Below are 15,523 nucleotides of genomic sequence, written 5' to 3' on the forward strand. Positions count from 1 at the left end.
ATCTCAGTTCTCAGCTAGCCTCAATTCTCGCCTGGGCGAACCACCGGAGGGCGGGCGGCCTGCCTGGCGGCGCCGGCGGTGCCTTCGCTGCGGAACACCTCCCTGGCGATCTCGCTTATGCCGCCGAGCGTGCCGATCAGCGCCGAGGCTTCCATCGGCATCAGCACGACCTTGCTGTTGTTGGCGGTACCGATCTTGCCCATCGCTTCGGTGTATTTGAGCGCCACGAAGTAGTTGAGTGCCTGCACGTCGCCCTTGGAGATGGCTTCCGATACAACCTGGGTGGCTCGCGCTTCGGCCTCGGCCGAGCGTTCGCGTGCCTCGGCGTCGCGGAAGGCGGCTTCCTTGCGGCCTTCGGCCTCAAGGATCTGCGACTGCTTGAGGCCTTCGGCGGCGAGGATCTGCGCACGCTTGTTACGTTCAGCCGTCATCTGACGACCCATCGATTCGATGAGGTTGGCCGGCGGATTGATGTCCTTGATCTCGACGCGGGTGATCTTGATGCCCCACGGATGCGCCGCTTCGTCGACGACGCGCAGCAGGCGCTCGTTGATGGCGTCGCGGTTCGACAGCAATTCGTCGAGGTCCATCGAGCCCATGACGGTACGGATGTTGGTCATCGTCAAATTGAGAATGGCGTTCTCCAGGCCGGCGACCTGGTAGGCGGCCTGCGCCGCATTGAGGATCTGGTAGAAGGCGATGCCGTCGACGCCGACAATGGCGTTGTCGCGCGTGATGATTTCCTGGCTCGGAACGTCGAGCACCTGCTCCATCATGTTCATCTTGGCGCCGATTCGGTCGACGAACGGCACGATGAGGTTGAGGCCGGGGCTTAGTGTTTTGGTGTAACGACCAAAGCGCTCCACCGTATAATTATAGCCTTGCGGGATTGTCCGGATGCCTTTGATAAGAAGCACCAATACCAGAAAGGCAAGCGCACCAATCGCAATACCGAAACCACTGAAGTCCATTTGAATCTCCCTCAGATGCCGGCCATGGCGTTGATTCCATGCAACCGACTTCACCAAACACTTAGGTGTGTTTCAATAATGTTACAATCAGGTGATCGTTGATTATTGGTGCATGGAATAGCGCAACTGCGGCGATCGATCGCCGCAACGTGGCGGCCTCAGACCCAGCCCGACAGCTCGCGCCGCACCATCGCCTCGATCACCGCCATGCCTTCTGCACTGTCGTTGAGGCACGGGATGTGGGCGAATTTCTCGCCGCCGGCGTGATGGAAGGTCTCGGCCGCCTCGCGGCCGATTTCGTCCAGCGTCTCGATGCAGTCGACGGAAAAGCCTGGGTTGACGATGGCGATCGATTTCACGCCGTCCTTCGCCAGTTTCTCGACCGTCTTGTCGGTGTAGGGCTGCAGCCATTCCTGGGCGCCGAAGCGCGACTGGAAGGTGATGATCAGCTTCTTTTCATCCCACCCCAGTCGTTCACGCAACAGCCGTGTCGTCTTCTGGCAGTGGCAGTGATAGGGATCGCCCTTCTCGAAATAGGGCTTCGGGATGCCGTGATAGGAGGTGATGACCACCTCGGGCTCGAAGTCTAGCGTTGCCAGATGCCGTTCGATCGAATGGGCGAGCGCCTCGATGTAGACCGGCTCGTCATAGTAGGGCGGAACACTGCGCACGGCAGGCGCGCGGCGCATCTTCATCAAGGCGCGAAACAGCTGGTCGTTGGCGGTCGCGGTGGTGGTCGCGGAGTATTGCGGGTAGAGTGGGAACGACAGGATGCGGTCGCAGCCTTGCTCGACCAGCCTTTGCGCGACGCTCGCGGTCGAGGGGTTGCCGTAGCGCATCGCCCAGTCGACCACGACATCGGGTAGGTCGATGAGCGCTGCGGCCAGCTTTTCGCCCTGCGCCCGGGTGTAGGTGCGCAGCGGCGACTCGTTCCTCTCGCGGTTCCATATCCTGGCGTAATTGGCGCCGGACTTGTTCGGTCTCGTGGTCAGCACCAAGCCGTAGAGGATCGGATACCAGATCGCCTTGTTGAGCTCGATGACCCGCGGATCGGACAGGAATTCGCGGAGATAGCGCCACATCGGCTTGAAATCGGTGCCGTCCGGCGTGCCGAGATTGACCAGCATGACGCCGATCTTGCCTGCCTTTACCGGCGGATGTCCGGCCGGTAGCGGGTCGAGCGCTTTCGCGGCTTTGGGGTCGACAGGCGTGGAAAGCGTCATGAAGGTCTCCCGACACCGCGAAAACCGACGATGTCGGGCGAAACTAGCGATGCGGCGCGAGTTTTCAATGCTGCGTCTGGCCGCACCTTACCTTGAAAGCCAAAAACCCGTCCGGTTACCCGGACGCGTTTTGCTGGTCGCAAGTGCGAAGCGAGGTTACTTCGCCGGAATGGTCAAGGTCGCGCCGACAGGAAGCCGGCGTGGTTCGTAGCCTTTGTTGGCCTCGGAGATCACCTTCCACTTGGCGCCGTCGCCGTAGGCCTTTTTGGCGAGATCCCAATAGGTATCGCCGGCGACGATGACATGGCTGGCTTCGGCCGGGGCGGCGTCAGCCGGCTTTGCCGGAGCAGGTGCGGCTTCGGCCGGTTTTGCCGGTTCGGCCGGAGCCGGCGTTGCCGGGGCGGTTTCCGCCGGGACAGTCGGCGGCGTGGTGGTGATGTCGCCGGAGCCTGCCGGCAATGCGGGCATCGCCGGCTCCGCCGGTGCAGCCTCGGCCGGTTTTGCCGGTTCCGCTGGAGCAGGTGCCGGTTCGGCTGGTTTTGCCGGCTCGGCGGCCGGGGCAGCCGCTACGGTTGCGGCAACCTCGGTGATGCGGCCGTCGAGCTTGGGCGTATAGGGCCGGTGCGCGGCGAGATAGTCGGCGACCACCTGTTCGAGGCCCGGGCCGTAATCATAGGCGTTCTTGGCCTTCTCGGCGAAGACCTTGTAGCCGTCGCCGCCCTGGCGGACGTAATTGTTGGTGGCGACCAGATAGTCCTTGTCCGGATTGATCGGCGCCCAGGCACCGTTCTGCATCACCTCGACCGACTTGACTCGGCCGGCATTGGGCGCGACCGACTTGTCGAAGGAGTATTTGAGACCTGCCACCTGCGGGAAGCGGCCGCCGCCGTCCTCGAACTGGCTGACGCCGTTTTCCAGCCCGGCAACCAGATCCTTGCCGGAAATCTGGAAGGTCGCCAGCGTGTTCTGGAACGGCAGCACGGTCAGCACCTCGCCCATGGTGACGGTGCCCTTGTCGATCGAAGCACGCAGGCCGCCGCCATTCGAGACGACGATCTCGACGCCCTGTCCCTTGACGCGGTCGAGGATGGCGTCGGAGACGAGGTTGCCCATCGCGCATTCCTTGGTGCGGCAGCTTTCGCGGCTGCCGTCGATGGCCTCGGTGGTCTCGGCCACTTCCTTGTTCTTCAGCGCCTCGATCGGCGCGCCAAGCTCCTTGATGCGGGCAAGAACGGCCGGATCGGGAGTGATCGACTTGTCGAGGAAGATCGGGTCGCCGCTGGCTTCCTTGACGTTGCCATTGTCGTCGAACACGACCTTGAATTCGCCGAGATATTTCGAATAGGACGCGGCCTGCACCACAGGCACCTTGGAGCCGTCGGGGTTGTCGACCATCGTCGGGTAGGGGCCTTCAGCCTTCGGGTCGGTGTTGGACAAAAGCGAATGGCTGTGGCCGCCGACCACCACATCGATGCCCGGGATCTTGGCGATGACATCGCGCTCGCGCCTGTAGCCGATATGGGTGACGGCAATGATCTTGTTGACGCCTTGCGCCTTCAGCTTCTCGACCTCGGCGGTGATCGACTTGACGTCGTCCTCGATGGTAATGTTGGGGCCGGGAGAGGCGAGTTCCGGCGTGTCGTTGGTCACGGCGCCGACAATGCCGATCTTCTGGCCGCCGACCTCAAGCACAATCGACGGCTTGATCTTGCCTGCGGCGCCGGACTTGTCGTTGGGCACGACATTGGCGCTGACGATCGGGAACTTCGCCTTGTCGAGATAAGGCACCAGCGCGCTCTCGCCATCGTCGAATTCGTGGTTGCCGAGCGTCACCGCGTCGGGCTTGATCTGATTGAGGAATTCCTCCTCCGCCGTGCCCTTGTAGGTGATGTAGAACAGCGATCCCTGAAAGCTGTCGCCGGCATTGAGCAGCAGCACGTTCTGGCCTTCGAGCTTCTTGCGCTCCTGTGCGATCGCGGTGACCAGCCGGCCGGCGCCGCCGATGCACTCACCCTTGGTCTCTTCCTCGGCCGAGCAGGTCGACTCGTATTTGTTGTTGCCTTCGATGCGGCTGTGCCAATCGTTGAAATGCAGGATGTTCAACGTGTAGTCGGCAAAGGATGGTGCGGCCGACAGGCCGAGTGTCGAGGCAGAGAGGGCGGCAATGGCGGCGAGCTTCTTCATCTTCGTCTCCCGGATATGATCAAAGGCGTTTAACGCTCTTGCCCGACTGCAGGATAACAGCCAGCATTTCGGGTATGTTCACATCGCGGTTGTGGCGATGCAAGAAGAATCAGGGCGGATAACCGGCATCGGTTTGCCGGCATAAAAGAGGCGGCGGCATCGCGGCGCCGCCATCCGCAAAGCCGCATGGGAAAGGTTCAGCCGCGCCTGGTCAGCACGAAGTTCTGCCCGGCGGAGCTGGTGCAATTCAGCTGGTTTATGGACACCAGCAGGCAGTTGAAAGCGATTGGCTGCTGCCGGATAAGCGAGGTTCCGTTGATCTCGACCGAGGTGGCGCCGGTCTTGGTGTAGCTGCCGTCAGCGAATTTCTCACCGGTCTCCGCCGAAACGGTGGTGAAGACGCCGCCGTTCAATGTCGAGACCGCCTTGCCTTCGGCGTTCAGCCATGAGCCTTCGACGCCTCGCGCCTGCGATGAGATCGGTGGCCCGTCGGAGCCGCCGGTGGTGCAGGCGGCAAGCATCGTCGCAAGAACGCCCGCCGCGCCCGCAGAAAGAATTTTGCGCGCAATCGTCATATCAAATCCTCTCCTGACGCATCGGCCCAATCGTCAAACGACGTTTTGGGGAACACGATGTGCGTGGCCTCAAGTTTCCAGAGCCGTCCCTCGTGCGTCCAAATGGATGCACACTGCTCTCGTCCGCATCCCTTCAATCGCCCGATTTCCGGGCGATTGCAAGGCAGTGAGGCAGGGGTATGGAACCGCTATCGAACGAGGATGTTGCGGAATTGCCACGGGTCGCTTTTGTCGAGGTCTTCGGGAAACAGGCCCGGACGGTTATCGAGCGGCGTCCAGTCGGTGTAGTAGCCCTTGACCGGTCCGAGATACTGGGACTGCACTTCCAGGCAGCGCTTGTAGTCCATCTCGTCGGCCTCGACGATGCCGGCTTCCGGGTTTTCCAGCGCCCAGACCATGCCGGCGAGCACGGCCGAGGTGACCTGCATGCCGGTAGCGTTCTGGTAGGGCGCCAGCTTGCGGGCTTCGGCCAGCGACAGCTGCGAACCGTACCAGTAGGCGTTCTTGGCATGGCCGTAGAGCAGCACGCCAAGCTCGTCGACGCCGTCGACCAGCTCGTTTTCGTCGAGCACATGGTGGACCGGCTGCGGCTTGCCGGCAGCGCCGAACATTTCGTGGAGTGACAACACGGCGTCGTTGCAGGGGTGATAGGCATAGTGGCAGGTCGGGCGGTATTGGACCTTGCCCTTCTTACCGCGCACGGTGAAGAAGTCGGCGATCGAGATCGCCTCATTATGCGTCACCAGGAAACCGTATTGCGCGCCCGGCGTCGGGCACCAGGAGCGCACGCGGGTGTTGGCGCCGGGCTGTTCGAGATAGATCGCAGCCTTGGAGCCATGCTTGTGCTCCTTGCCGTTCTTCGGCATCCATCTCTCATGCGTGCCCCAGCCGAGCTCGGCCGGCTGCAGCCCTTCCGAGATGAAACCTTCGACCGACCAGGTGTTCCAGAACACGTTCATCGGCTTCGGCTTCTTGGTGCGCTGGGTGTCGCGCTCGGCGATGTGGATGCCCTTGACGCCGGCCTTCTTCATCAGCTTCGCCCAGCCGTCACGGTCGTCCTGCGCGGGTTCGGAAAACTCGAGGCCGAGGTCGCCGGCAAGGTTCAGCAGCGCCTGCTTGACGAACCACGAGACCATGCCCGGATTGGCGCCACAGGTCGAAACCGCGGTAGCGCCGCCGGGCTTGTCGTGCTTCTCCTTGATCAAGGCTTCGCGCAGCGCGTAGTTGGTGCGGCTGGCATTGTCGGCCTTGGCGTCGAAATAGAAGCCGAGCCACGGCTCGACGACGGTGTCGATGTAGAGCACGCCGAGCTTGCGGCAGAGCCGCATCAGGTCGACCGAGCCGGTATCGACCGACAGATTGATGCAAAAGCCCTGGCCGCCGCCATTGGTCAAAAGCGGCGTCAACAGTTTCTTGTAGTTCTTCTCGGTCACGTGCTCCTGGACGAAGGCGATGCCGCGCTCGTCGAGCAGCTTGCGGTCGGTGTCGAGCGGGTCGATGACCGTCATGCGCGACTTGTCGAATTTGAAATGGCGCTCGATCAGAGGCAGCGTTCCCCGTCCGATCGAACCAAAGCCGATCATCACGACAGGGCCGGTGATTTCACCGTAAACGGGCCAGTTTTCATTCGCCATTTTATCGAGCACTCCTTCAAGCAACGCGCCAAACGGCCGTTCGACCGCCGCGCGACAAACCATAGATCATTGTCACAATAAAGCGAAAAGCAGGGATAAGGTTAGTTCCCGGCCGTGCAGATACGCCTACGGTTCGAGCAGTTTCGCGAATTCCGGTGTGAACAGCGCTTGTGCTTCGGAGACCGGCATTTCAACGAGATCGCCGCCGCAAGCCTGGATGACGTTGGGCAAACCTTGCAGGCCGAAGACCAGAACCTGCCTGTCGCCATCGCGCTTCAGGCTGGCGCCGAGATAGTCGCCGATCAAATCGTCGATGCCGCATTCGGCCTCGTAATCCACCTCGGTCTGGTCGCTGGGCTTCTTGCGCTTCTCTTTGACGAAGGTGGCCAGCGAGGGGCCTGGCTTGCCGTCGACCGTATCGGAAAACATGTCCTGAAGGGTAAGCAAGGCGCCACGGCGCACGTCCATGACATAGGCGTCGGAATAGTTGTTCGGATGCGCACCGCCGCAATAGAGGCTGCCGGATTCGGACCAACTCATCAGCTTCGGCGTCAATGACGTAACTTTGAACGTCGAGTCTTCATAGCCGCCAAGCGAATCGTCATCCATGCCCTCCATCGGTGGTCCATCGTGGAAGCCGGCGTATTGCAGCGCCGCGCACGTCAAGGCGCTGAGGCTGTCATGCCAATGGCGGTTCTGCAGCAAGGCATTGGCGGCTTCGATCGGCGCGCCGCCGGCGAGATCGACGATGCGCGGCCTGGCGAATTTGGTGCGCGGATCGGTGACATAGCTGTAGGCTGCATCCGGCCAACCTTCCTTGGCGTCTGCCTCGGGCGCGAAATCCAGCTTGAGATAGTCGTAGGGCGATGCCGCCATGGTGATCGGCGCATCGTCGCCCGAGAATGTCATGTCGGTGAAATCATAGAGATCGCGTGGCGTCGTCGCCGGCGTCTCCGTCTGGGCACGGCTGGCGATCCTTGTCAGCTTCAGCGGCAGGGTCTTCTTGGCCGTCCAGGTGCCTTCCAGCGTCTTGCCCTTGTCGGCGGAACTCAACCGCCAGACGGCGCCGATGGGTGGAGCCTGGCCGTCGCCGCACTTCTTGGCATCGCAGGCTTCTTCCTCGGCCAATTGAAAGGTGGCGCCCTTGCTCGACTTCGCCTGCAGAGGAATATCGACGCCCTTGGAGCGGTAGAAATAGCGCGCCGCCAGTGCCTCTCCAGCCGTCGCCGGATCACCGGTAAACTCGACGACGATGTCGATGTTGCCGAGCTTCCCCGCATAGGTCACCGGTTCCGCATGCGCTGTTGCCGGCAACGCCAGGAATGCACCGAGCAGGACGGCTAGCTTCAGAACATGTCGGATCATCGTCACTCCTTAGCCATGGTTTGCAGGCGTTGCACCAGCCGGTCACGGTCTGATGTCATCCCCTTGTAGTCGAGTTGAGCCTCATCCAGCGCCTGCAATTGCGCCGCGAAAGAGGCGGCAAGCGTTGCCCGGTCGGGATGCCGCGCCAGCACTTTCAGCGGGTCGAGATGGATGCGGATGGTGAACAGGATGTCGCGCGACAGAGGCAGTTTGCGCAGCGTCTGGCGCTCCACGCGGATGAAGGCATGGGTGTTGACGTCGCCGTCGGGAAATCGCGAGGGGCGCCTGGTGGCGCGGTCGATGCGCTCGACATTGGAGAGCGGATGATAGAGCGCGTCGCCGGCCTGGATCGACCAGTTGAAGCGTTCGACAGCCTGACCCTGCAGGCCGTCGAACATGCGGTTGATGAGCTCGGCCGGCCTGGTGCCCGGACCGAAGCCGGGCACCGGTGCGTGGATCTGCTGCAGCGGCCGGCCGAATTTCTCGACCAGCGACCAGGATGACGGGAAGCACAGCGAGCCGGCGGCGAGTCGCCAGCCCGTGTCGTCACGGCGCATCAGGATCAGGTCTTCCTGGACGAGCAGCGACGCTGCGACCAGCGGGGCATCGGGGAAGGTGGCGTCAGAGTCGGCTTTGGCGCCAATGACCTCAACCCCGGCATTGGTGCGCCGGTACATCCCGGGAAATGTCGACAGCAGATGTGCTTCGATGAGGCCGCGCACTTCGCGCTGGGCGTCGCGCGTGCCGTCTTCCTCGACAAACACCTTGTCGGGGATTTCGGCATACAGCCGGCGCTTTTCGGCGAGATGGTCGAAGAGATACCGGTCGACCTCGATCCACTTGTCGAGTTCGAGCGGCTTCAGCCCGATGGTGAAGAGCTTTGAGGAGCCATCATAGGGCGTGTGCGTGGGCTGACGAGAATTCATGCTTCGCTAGAAAGTGTCCAATGCCGGCGGTTATTCTCGCAGCCGCTTCGTATCAGGCCAATGTTGCCGGGATCAAGCCGCGCAGAGAATTGCCGACGAACAGTGTTTTGGCGGATTTCAACTCGTCATAGCTGTAGATCGCCTCCTGGGCGCGGCCTTCGTCCAGCAGCTCGGCGCGCAATACGCCAGGCAGCAGGCCGCAGTCGAGCCTGGGTGTCATCAGCATGCCATCACCGAAATCGGCGAAGACGTTGGTGATGGTGCCTTCGCAGATTTCGCTGCGCTCATTTGCGAGCAACACTTCGTCGGCCTGGGTGATCAGATATTCGGAGCGGGCGTGGGTGTAGATCTGTCGCCGGCTGGTCTTGTGGCGCAGCAGCGCGTCCGAGGAAGAGAGCCGGACCCGCGCCAGTCGCAGCCGCCAGACCTTGTCGGCGGCGAACGGCTCATAGGGCTGGACCGAGGCGGTCACTTCGCCATTGCGCTGCAGGGCGAGCCGGGTGCGCAGCGCCGTCTGCTGCGCCCCGATAGTATTCGCCAGCACCTCGCCGATTAGCTGCGGATCGCAGGCAAAGCCGAGTTCTTCCGCCGAGCCGTAAAGGCGCGCGAGATGGCGTTCGAAGCGCAGAAAGCCCTGGCCGGGCTCCCAGCGCATGGTCTCGATCAGCTCGAAATCGGCGGTGTCCCCGTCGCGAAGCGCGCCTTCAGCAGACACTCCTGATACTCCTCTTGCGCCGTCGAATCGAAGACGACGCCGCCGCCGACATTGTAAACGGCCTCGCCACTGGAAAAGAGCGATATGGTGCGGATCGCCACCGAAAAGCGCATCATGCCGCCAGGCGCGATCCAGCCGATGGCGCCGCAATAGACGTCGCGCGGTGTCTCTTCCAGCTCGTGCAGGATTTCCATGGCGCGGATTTTCGGTGCGCCGGTAATCGAGCCACAGGGAAACAGCGCGCCAAAGATTTGGCGGATGCCGAGATCAGGCAGAAGCTTCGCCCGCACACGGCTCACCATCTGATGGACGGTCGGGTAGCTCTCGATGCGGAACAGTTCCGGCACTTCGAGCGTGCCGATCTCGCTGATCAGGGAGATGTCGTTGCGCAGGAGATCGACGATCATCCGGTTCTCGGCCTGGTTCTTTTCGTCGCTGCGCAAGAAGGACTTCAACCGCGCGTCCTCGGCCTTGGTCGCGCCGCGCGGTGCGGTACCCTTCATCGGATGGGTTTCGATCATGCCTTCGGCATTGATCTCGAAGAACAGCTCGGGCGAACGCGACAAGACGATGGGATCGCCGAGCGAAATCAGTGCGCCATACTTGACCGGCTGGCGTCCTGTCAGTGCGTCGAAGGCAGCAACCGGATCGCCCGACCATTGGGCACGGACCGGAAAGGTCAGGTTGCCTTGGTAGCAGTCGCCCTTGCGGATGTGGTCGTGAAGGCGCGCGAAGCGTTTGGCGTAGTCCTGAGCGGACCAACTGGCCCTGGCGTCGAAGATGGGGCCATTGGTGGCCGGCGCATCGTTGCGCGGCACGGCCTCTTCGGCCGGAGCATCGAAGACACCCAGACAAACCAATGGCGCGCGCCGGCCTTCAGGCAGCAGCGGCACGAGTTTCGGTTCGAGCAGATAGCCCGCTTCGTAGGAGAAATAGCCGGCCAGCCATTTGCCGGCATCGCTCGCCGCCTGCGCAGCCGCCAGCGCCGGCAGAAAATCCTTGGCATCATAGGCAATGATGATGTCGGCCGGGTGGTCGAAGACCAACTGACGGCCGCTTTCATCGTTGCGGAAAATGGCAGAGGGCAGGGGCATGGGGCTCGGGTACTGCGGTCGATGACGCCAGAACCGCTCTATATGGGGGCCGGGCGGCGTGCAATCGAGGGAGCGGCGTCGCAGGGCGCAAAGACAGTGGCGAATGCAAAAACAAAGACGGCGCCCGAGAGCGCCGCCTTCTGGTTATGTTGCCGATGACGGATCAGCTGTTGTTGGCGGTCCCGGCGCTCGGGAATTGGCGTGCGAACTCCTTTTCGTCGCCGGCGGCAAGCAGCTTGGCCTGCTCGACCCACTTTTCGCGAGCGATGCGGCCGTCGAAATTCAGCGTGTCCTCGATGCGCTTGACGTCGGCCGCGGTCCAGCCGGCGATCTGCGCGTAGGTCGTGACGCCAAGGCCCTTGAGCAGTTTGTCGTTGACCGGGCCGATACCGATCAGGCGGCGCAGATTATCGGCCTTCCCAGCTGCCGGGGCGGCCTTCTTCGGGACGGCGGCGGGCTTTGAAGCAGCGGCTTTGGGCGCGGCCTTGGCGGCGGCAGGTTTGCTGGCCGCTGGTTTTGCGGCCGCGGATTTGGCCGCAGCTGGTTTGGCCGCGGCGGGTTTGGCGGGGGCCGGTTTCGCGGCCGGGGCGGACTTGGCCTTTGCCGCTGTCGATACCAGCGCGGCCGGCGCCGAACTTGAAGGCTTGGCGGATGGAGCCGATGTTTCACGCAGCCGGCGTTCGAGATCGGCGCGGGTCTTGCCGCAGGCGTCGAGTTCGCCAGTCAGGCGATCGGCGTCGGCGCGCAGTCTGTCACGCTCGCTGCGGGTGCGGTCGAGATCGCCGCGCAGGCTGTCAAGTTCGCCGCGCAGCCGGCCCCAGATAAACCAGCCAACCAACACACCTACAAGGAACGCCAGGACAATGTAAAAGAAGGTCATCGTCTCTCTCCAGTCGGATCCGTCCGCCGCCGTCCCAAGTCATGACCTTGGCAGATCGGATCATCCAATGTGGTTCGGCGGCTCAGGGAACAGCCGGTCTGTCGTCGAGTGTCGGCGTTCGGCTTTGCCGCCCATTGCCAACCGTCGCTGTCGCATTCGTCAGACCGCTGCCATGGGCCGGGATGCTGTCCGGCCTTAAGCCGCGCGCCCGGCTGAGCTTCGGTCGGAAAGCTATCATACGGCTTCGGGAAAGCTAACGGAAAATTTCGCCGGAGAGTTATTCAAGAACAGGTATTTAGAACAAGAACAGCGCTGCCGTCACATGCATCCCGGCTAAACTGTTCTGCGATTCTGCAAAGTCGAGGCCGCTGCTGAACCTGCCACTCTGCGCCATCGGTCCAATGGGTGCGCGCATTAACTGTCGAGCGCTTCCAACTCGTCGATCAGGCCGCCGATCACGCCAAGCCCGATCTGCCAGAAGGCGGGGTCGGTGGCGTCGAGGCCGAAGGGCGCGAGAAGCTCCGAGTGATGCTTGGTGCCGCCGGCGCGCAACATCTCGAAATACTTATCCTGGAAGCCATGCTCAGCGTTCTGGTAGACCGCGTAGAGCGAGTTCACCAGGCAGTCGCCAAAGGCATAGGCGTAGACGTAGAAGGGGGAGTGGACGAAGTGCGGGATGTAGGTCCAGAAGACCTCATAGCCCTCGCGCAGCTTGATCGCCGGCCCCAGGCTTTCGGCCTGCACCTCGAGCCAGAACTGGCCGAGCTTGTCGGAGGTCAGTTCGCCGTTCTTGCGCTCTGCATGCACCTTGCGCTCGAACTCGTAGAAGGCGATCTGGCGCACGACCGTGTTGATCATGTCCTCGACCTTCTGGGCGAGCATCGCCTTGCGCTCGCGCTTGTCGGTGGTCTGGTCGAGCAGCGAACGGAAGGTCAGCATCTCGCCGAACACCGAGGCCGTCTCGGCCAAAGTCAGCGGCGTCGAAGCCATCAGCGCGCCCTGGCCGCCGGCCAGCACCTGATGCACGCCGTGGCCGAGCTCATGCGCCAGCGTCATCACATCGCGCGGCTTGCCCATGTAGTTGAGCAGCACGTAAGGGTGCGCCGAAGGCACGGTCGGATGGGCGAAGGCGCCGGGCGACTTGCCGGGCCTGACCGGCGCGTCGATCCAGTTGCGGTCGAAGAAGGTGCGGGCGATCTCCGCCATGTCGGGGGAAAAGCGCTGATAGGCCGACAGCACAGTGTTCCTGGCGTCGTCCCAAGGGATCACGGCCTGCGGCGTCTCGGGCAAGGGGGCGTTGCGGTCCCAGTGGTTCATCACCTCCATGCCGAGCCAGCGCGCCTTCATCGCGTAGTAGCGATGAGACAGGCGCGGATAGGCTTCGCGCACGGCCGACGCCAGCGCATCAACCACGCTGCGCTCGACGCGGTTGGCGAGATGGCGTGAATCGGCGATGTCCTCGAAGCCGCGCCAGCGGTCGGAAATCTCCTTGTCCTTGGCCAGCGTGTTGGTGATCAGCGTGAAGGTGCGCAGGCTCTTGCGGAAGGTTGCGGCCAGCGCTTCGGAGGCGCGGCGGCGGACCTCCCCATCGGCGTCCTGGAGGCGGTTCAGCGCCGGCTCCAGCGTCAGTTCCTCGCCGTCTATGTCGAAGCGCAGATCGGTCATCGTCTCGTCGAACAGCCGGTTCCAGGCACCGCGTCCGGTGATCGATTTCTCATGGAACAGCTGCTCGACCCGGTCCTCGAGCTGGTAGGGCTTGTCCATTCTGAGGTCGAGCACCCAGGGGCGGTAATGGGCAAAGCCGGCGTCGGCGGCGAGGGCTGCTTCGAGCGCCTTGTCGTCGATCAGGTTCAGCTCCAGCGCGAAGAACAAAAGATGCGCGCTGGCGTCGGTCATCTTCTCCTGGATGTCGCCATAGAGCTTTGCGCGCTGCGGATCGGCGGTGTTGCCGGCATAGATCAGGCCGGCATAGGAGACGATGCGGCCGATCAGTTCCTCCAGCGCCTCATAGGCTGTCAGCGCCTCGCCAAGCCTGCCGGCGCTGCCGCGCTCGGCCTCCGCAGCCAGCGTGCCCTTCCAGCGGTTCTCGAAGGCGACGGCATCGGCCGCCGCCTTGGCAAGGTCGCGCTTCAGTTCGGGCGCCTCCATGCCGGAATAAAGATCGGCGAGATTCCATTCCGGCAGGTCGCCGAGTTCCGCCGCGCTTTGACCGGACGCTACCGCCGCAAGCTGCCGATCGAGAATCCTGCTCATCAACAATTACCTTCTGGAATCAAGGGGAAAGGACAAGCCGGTCAAATCCTAAGGAATTCGTTCACCGGGTTTTTTGAAACCTTGTTTAGAACCCTGTGCCAAGATGATCCATGGGAATTTCCCAGGCGGGCAACTCAAATCAGTCATGACAGGTTCCATTCTTATAGTCGATGACGATCCCGTGCAGCGCCGGCTGCTCGAGGCGGCGGTGACGAAATTCGGCCACAGCGCCATCGTTGCCGATGGCGGCGAGGCCGGTCTGAGCGCGCTTGACGGACCCAATGCGAGGGATATTTCGGCAGTCATCCTCGACCTTGTCATGCCGGGCCTCGACGGCATCGGCGTGCTGAAGGCGATGCGCGAGCGCGGCATCACTGTTCCCGTCATCGTGCAGACTGCGCAGGGCGGCATCGAAACGGTGGTTTCGGCGATGCGCCACGGCGCTTTCGATTTTGTCGTCAAGCCGGCGTCTCCCGACCGGCTGCAGACCGCGATCGGCAACGCGCTCAAGGTCGAGGCCGTCGAGGACGAGGTCAAGCGCACGTCGCGGCGTCGCGGCGGCCACCTGACATTCAAGGACATGATTACGCACAGCCCGGCGATGGACCGGGTTATCCGCCTCGGCCAGAAGGCTGCGGCCTCCAACATCCCGATCCTGATCGAGGGCGAATCGGGCGTCGGCAAGGAATTGGTGGCGCGCGCCATCCAGGGCAGCGGCGAACGCCGCACAAAGCCGTTCGTCACCGTCAATTGCGGCGCCATCCCCGACAATCTGGTCGAATCGATCCTGTTCGGTCACGAAAAAGGTTCGTTCACCGGCGCCACCGAAAAGCACACCGGCAAGTTCGTCGAGGCGCATTCGGGCACCCTGTTCCTGGATGAGATCGGCGACCTGCCGCTCGACGTGCAGGTCAAGCTGTTGCGCGCCGTGCAGGATGGCGAGGTCGATCCGGTCGGCGGCCGTTCCACCGTCAGGGTCGACATCAGGCTGATCTCGGCCACGCACCGCAACCTTCTGCAGCAGGTCAAGGACGGCAAGTTTCGCGAGGACCTGTTCTACCGGCTCAACGTTTACCCGATCGTCGTGCCGCCGCTGCGCGACCGCCGCGACGACATCCCCTATCTGGTCAAGCATTTCATGGACAAGGTGGCGCCGGCGGGCAATCGCCTGCACGGCATCTCGGATGCCGCACTGGCCATGCTGCAGGCCTATGATTGGCCGGGAAACATCAGGCAGCTGGAAAACGCCGTGTTCAGGGCCTCGGTGCTTGCCGAAGGCGATGTGCTCACGACTGACGAATTTCCGCAGATCCGGGCGCAGGTCGACGGCACCGTCAATCTCGACGCCGATGCGTCCTTGTCGGACCCCGGCATGGCCTTGAGCACCGGATCGCAAGGCGATGGCGCGCAGACTGATGATGCCGGTACTGCAGCTGCCGAGCTCGCCCCTCCGGCCAGGTTGCTTCAGCGTTTCGGCACATTGAGGGCGCTGGACGAGCGTGGCAATGTGCGTGCGCTGGCCGATGTCGAACTCGAAATGATCAAGCTCGCCATCGACCATTACAACGGCCAGATGAGCGAGGTCGCACGGCGTCTCGGCATCGGCCGCTCGACGCTCTACCGCAAGCTCAAGGAATACGGCATCGACCCGGAAACCGGCCGCCTCGACCGCCTTGCCTCCTGAACGCCGAATTCCACAGCTT

General features: G+C 62.8%; 12 protein-coding genes. 1 reads left to right on the plus strand and 11 read right to left on the minus strand.

Annotation, left to right across the window (positions count from 1 at the left end; genetic code table 11):
* Positions 1–20: 20 nt before the first annotated feature.
* From NKK50_RS07780 to NKK50_RS07830, 11 genes are all read right to left on the minus strand, one after another.
* On the minus strand, positions 21–971 hold the full coding sequence (locus NKK50_RS07780; protein ID WP_023695711.1) for an SPFH domain-containing protein: 951 nt from the start codon (positions 969–971) through the stop codon (positions 21–23).
* A gap of 158 nt (positions 972–1,129) precedes the next feature.
* Positions 1,130–2,194, minus strand: a complete 1,065-nt coding sequence (gene hemH / locus NKK50_RS07785) for a ferrochelatase (protein WP_023683248.1) — start codon at positions 2,192–2,194, stop codon at positions 1,130–1,132.
* Positions 2,195–2,350: 156 nt separating this feature from the next.
* Positions 2,351–4,378 carry a 5'-nucleotidase C-terminal domain-containing protein gene (locus NKK50_RS07790; RefSeq protein ID WP_352543248.1) on the minus strand — a complete coding sequence of 676 codons (2,028 nt, stop codon included), beginning with the start codon at positions 4,376–4,378 and terminating at the stop codon, positions 2,351–2,353.
* 197 nt (positions 4,379–4,575) lie between these two features.
* The gene (locus NKK50_RS07795; RefSeq protein WP_023671949.1) at positions 4,576–4,953 is read right to left on the minus strand and encodes an Omp10 family outer membrane lipoprotein; all 378 of its coding nucleotides are present in this window, start codon (positions 4,951–4,953) and stop codon (positions 4,576–4,578) included.
* A gap of 188 nt (positions 4,954–5,141) precedes the next feature.
* Positions 5,142–6,587: a homospermidine synthase gene (locus NKK50_RS07800; RefSeq protein ID WP_023691759.1), complete on the minus strand. Its 1,446-nt coding sequence runs from the start codon at positions 6,585–6,587 to the stop codon at positions 5,142–5,144.
* Positions 6,588–6,713: 126 nt separating this feature from the next.
* Positions 6,714–7,952 (minus strand): hypothetical protein, encoded by a 1,239-nt coding sequence (locus NKK50_RS07805; RefSeq protein ID WP_023833566.1) that lies wholly within the window; start codon positions 7,950–7,952, stop codon positions 6,714–6,716.
* 2 nt (positions 7,953–7,954) lie between these two features.
* On the minus strand, positions 7,955–8,878 hold the full coding sequence (locus tag NKK50_RS07810) for a heme-dependent oxidative N-demethylase family protein (protein ID WP_023704010.1): 924 nt from the start codon (positions 8,876–8,878) through the stop codon (positions 7,955–7,957).
* A 52-nt stretch (positions 8,879–8,930) separates the two neighbouring features.
* Positions 8,931–9,593: an aminotransferase class IV family protein gene (locus NKK50_RS07815; protein ID WP_032888325.1), complete on the minus strand. Its 663-nt coding sequence runs from the start codon at positions 9,591–9,593 to the stop codon at positions 8,931–8,933.
* Positions 9,542–10,687: an aminodeoxychorismate synthase component I gene (locus tag NKK50_RS07820; protein ID WP_023833564.1), complete on the minus strand. Its 1,146-nt coding sequence runs from the start codon at positions 10,685–10,687 to the stop codon at positions 9,542–9,544. Before NKK50_RS07820 ends, NKK50_RS07815 begins: the two co-directional genes overlap by 52 nt.
* Positions 10,688–10,850: 163 nt before the next feature.
* A complete protein-coding gene (locus NKK50_RS07825; protein WP_023751323.1) occupies positions 10,851–11,567 on the minus strand; it encodes a helix-hairpin-helix domain-containing protein in 717 nt (238 codons plus the stop codon).
* Between the two features lie 414 nt (positions 11,568–11,981).
* The gene (locus NKK50_RS07830; RefSeq protein ID WP_023833563.1) at positions 11,982–13,820 is read right to left on the minus strand and encodes a M3 family oligoendopeptidase; all 1,839 of its coding nucleotides are present in this window, start codon (positions 13,818–13,820) and stop codon (positions 11,982–11,984) included.
* Between the two features lie 145 nt (positions 13,821–13,965).
* Between NKK50_RS07830 and NKK50_RS07835 the strand changes: the two genes are divergently transcribed.
* Positions 13,966–15,504 (plus strand): sigma-54-dependent transcriptional regulator, encoded by a 1,539-nt coding sequence (locus tag NKK50_RS07835; RefSeq protein WP_023686396.1) that lies wholly within the window; start codon positions 13,966–13,968, stop codon positions 15,502–15,504.
* The last annotated feature ends 19 nt before the right edge of the window (positions 15,505–15,523 follow it).

Source organism: Mesorhizobium sp. M0001 (genome assembly GCF_040324255.1).
Taxonomy (GTDB): domain Bacteria; phylum Pseudomonadota; class Alphaproteobacteria; order Rhizobiales; family Rhizobiaceae; genus Mesorhizobium.

Bases quoted from the DNA above. Each gene is read 5' to 3' on its own strand.
- NKK50_RS07805 (WP_023833566.1), bottom strand. From the start codon at position 7,952: ATGATCCGACATGTTCTGAAGCTAGCCGTCCTGCTCGGTGCATTCCTG.
- hemH (WP_023683248.1), bottom strand. From the start codon at position 2,194: ATGACGCTTTCCACGCCTGTCGACCCCAAAGCCGCGAAAGCGCTCGAC.
- NKK50_RS07795 (WP_023671949.1), bottom strand. From the start codon at position 4,953: ATGACGATTGCGCGCAAAATTCTTTCTGCGGGCGCGGCGGGCGTTCTT.
- NKK50_RS07810 (WP_023704010.1), bottom strand. From the start codon at position 8,878: ATGAATTCTCGTCAGCCCACGCACACGCCCTATGATGGCTCCTCAAAG.
- NKK50_RS07825 (WP_023751323.1), bottom strand. From the start codon at position 11,567: ATGACCTTCTTTTACATTGTCCTGGCGTTCCTTGTAGGTGTGTTGGTT.
- NKK50_RS07835 (WP_023686396.1), top strand. From the start codon at position 13,966: ATGACAGGTTCCATTCTTATAGTCGATGACGATCCCGTGCAGCGCCGG.
- NKK50_RS07830 (WP_023833563.1), bottom strand. From the start codon at position 13,820: ATGAGCAGGATTCTCGATCGGCAGCTTGCGGCGGTAGCGTCCGGTCAA.
- NKK50_RS07800 (WP_023691759.1), bottom strand. From the start codon at position 6,587: ATGGCGAATGAAAACTGGCCCGTTTACGGTGAAATCACCGGCCCTGTC.
- NKK50_RS07780 (WP_023695711.1), bottom strand. From the start codon at position 971: ATGGACTTCAGTGGTTTCGGTATTGCGATTGGTGCGCTTGCCTTTCTG.
- NKK50_RS07820 (WP_023833564.1), bottom strand. From the start codon at position 10,687: ATGCCCCTGCCCTCTGCCATTTTCCGCAACGATGAAAGCGGCCGTCAG.
- NKK50_RS07790 (WP_352543248.1), bottom strand. From the start codon at position 4,378: ATGAAGAAGCTCGCCGCCATTGCCGCCCTCTCTGCCTCGACACTCGGC.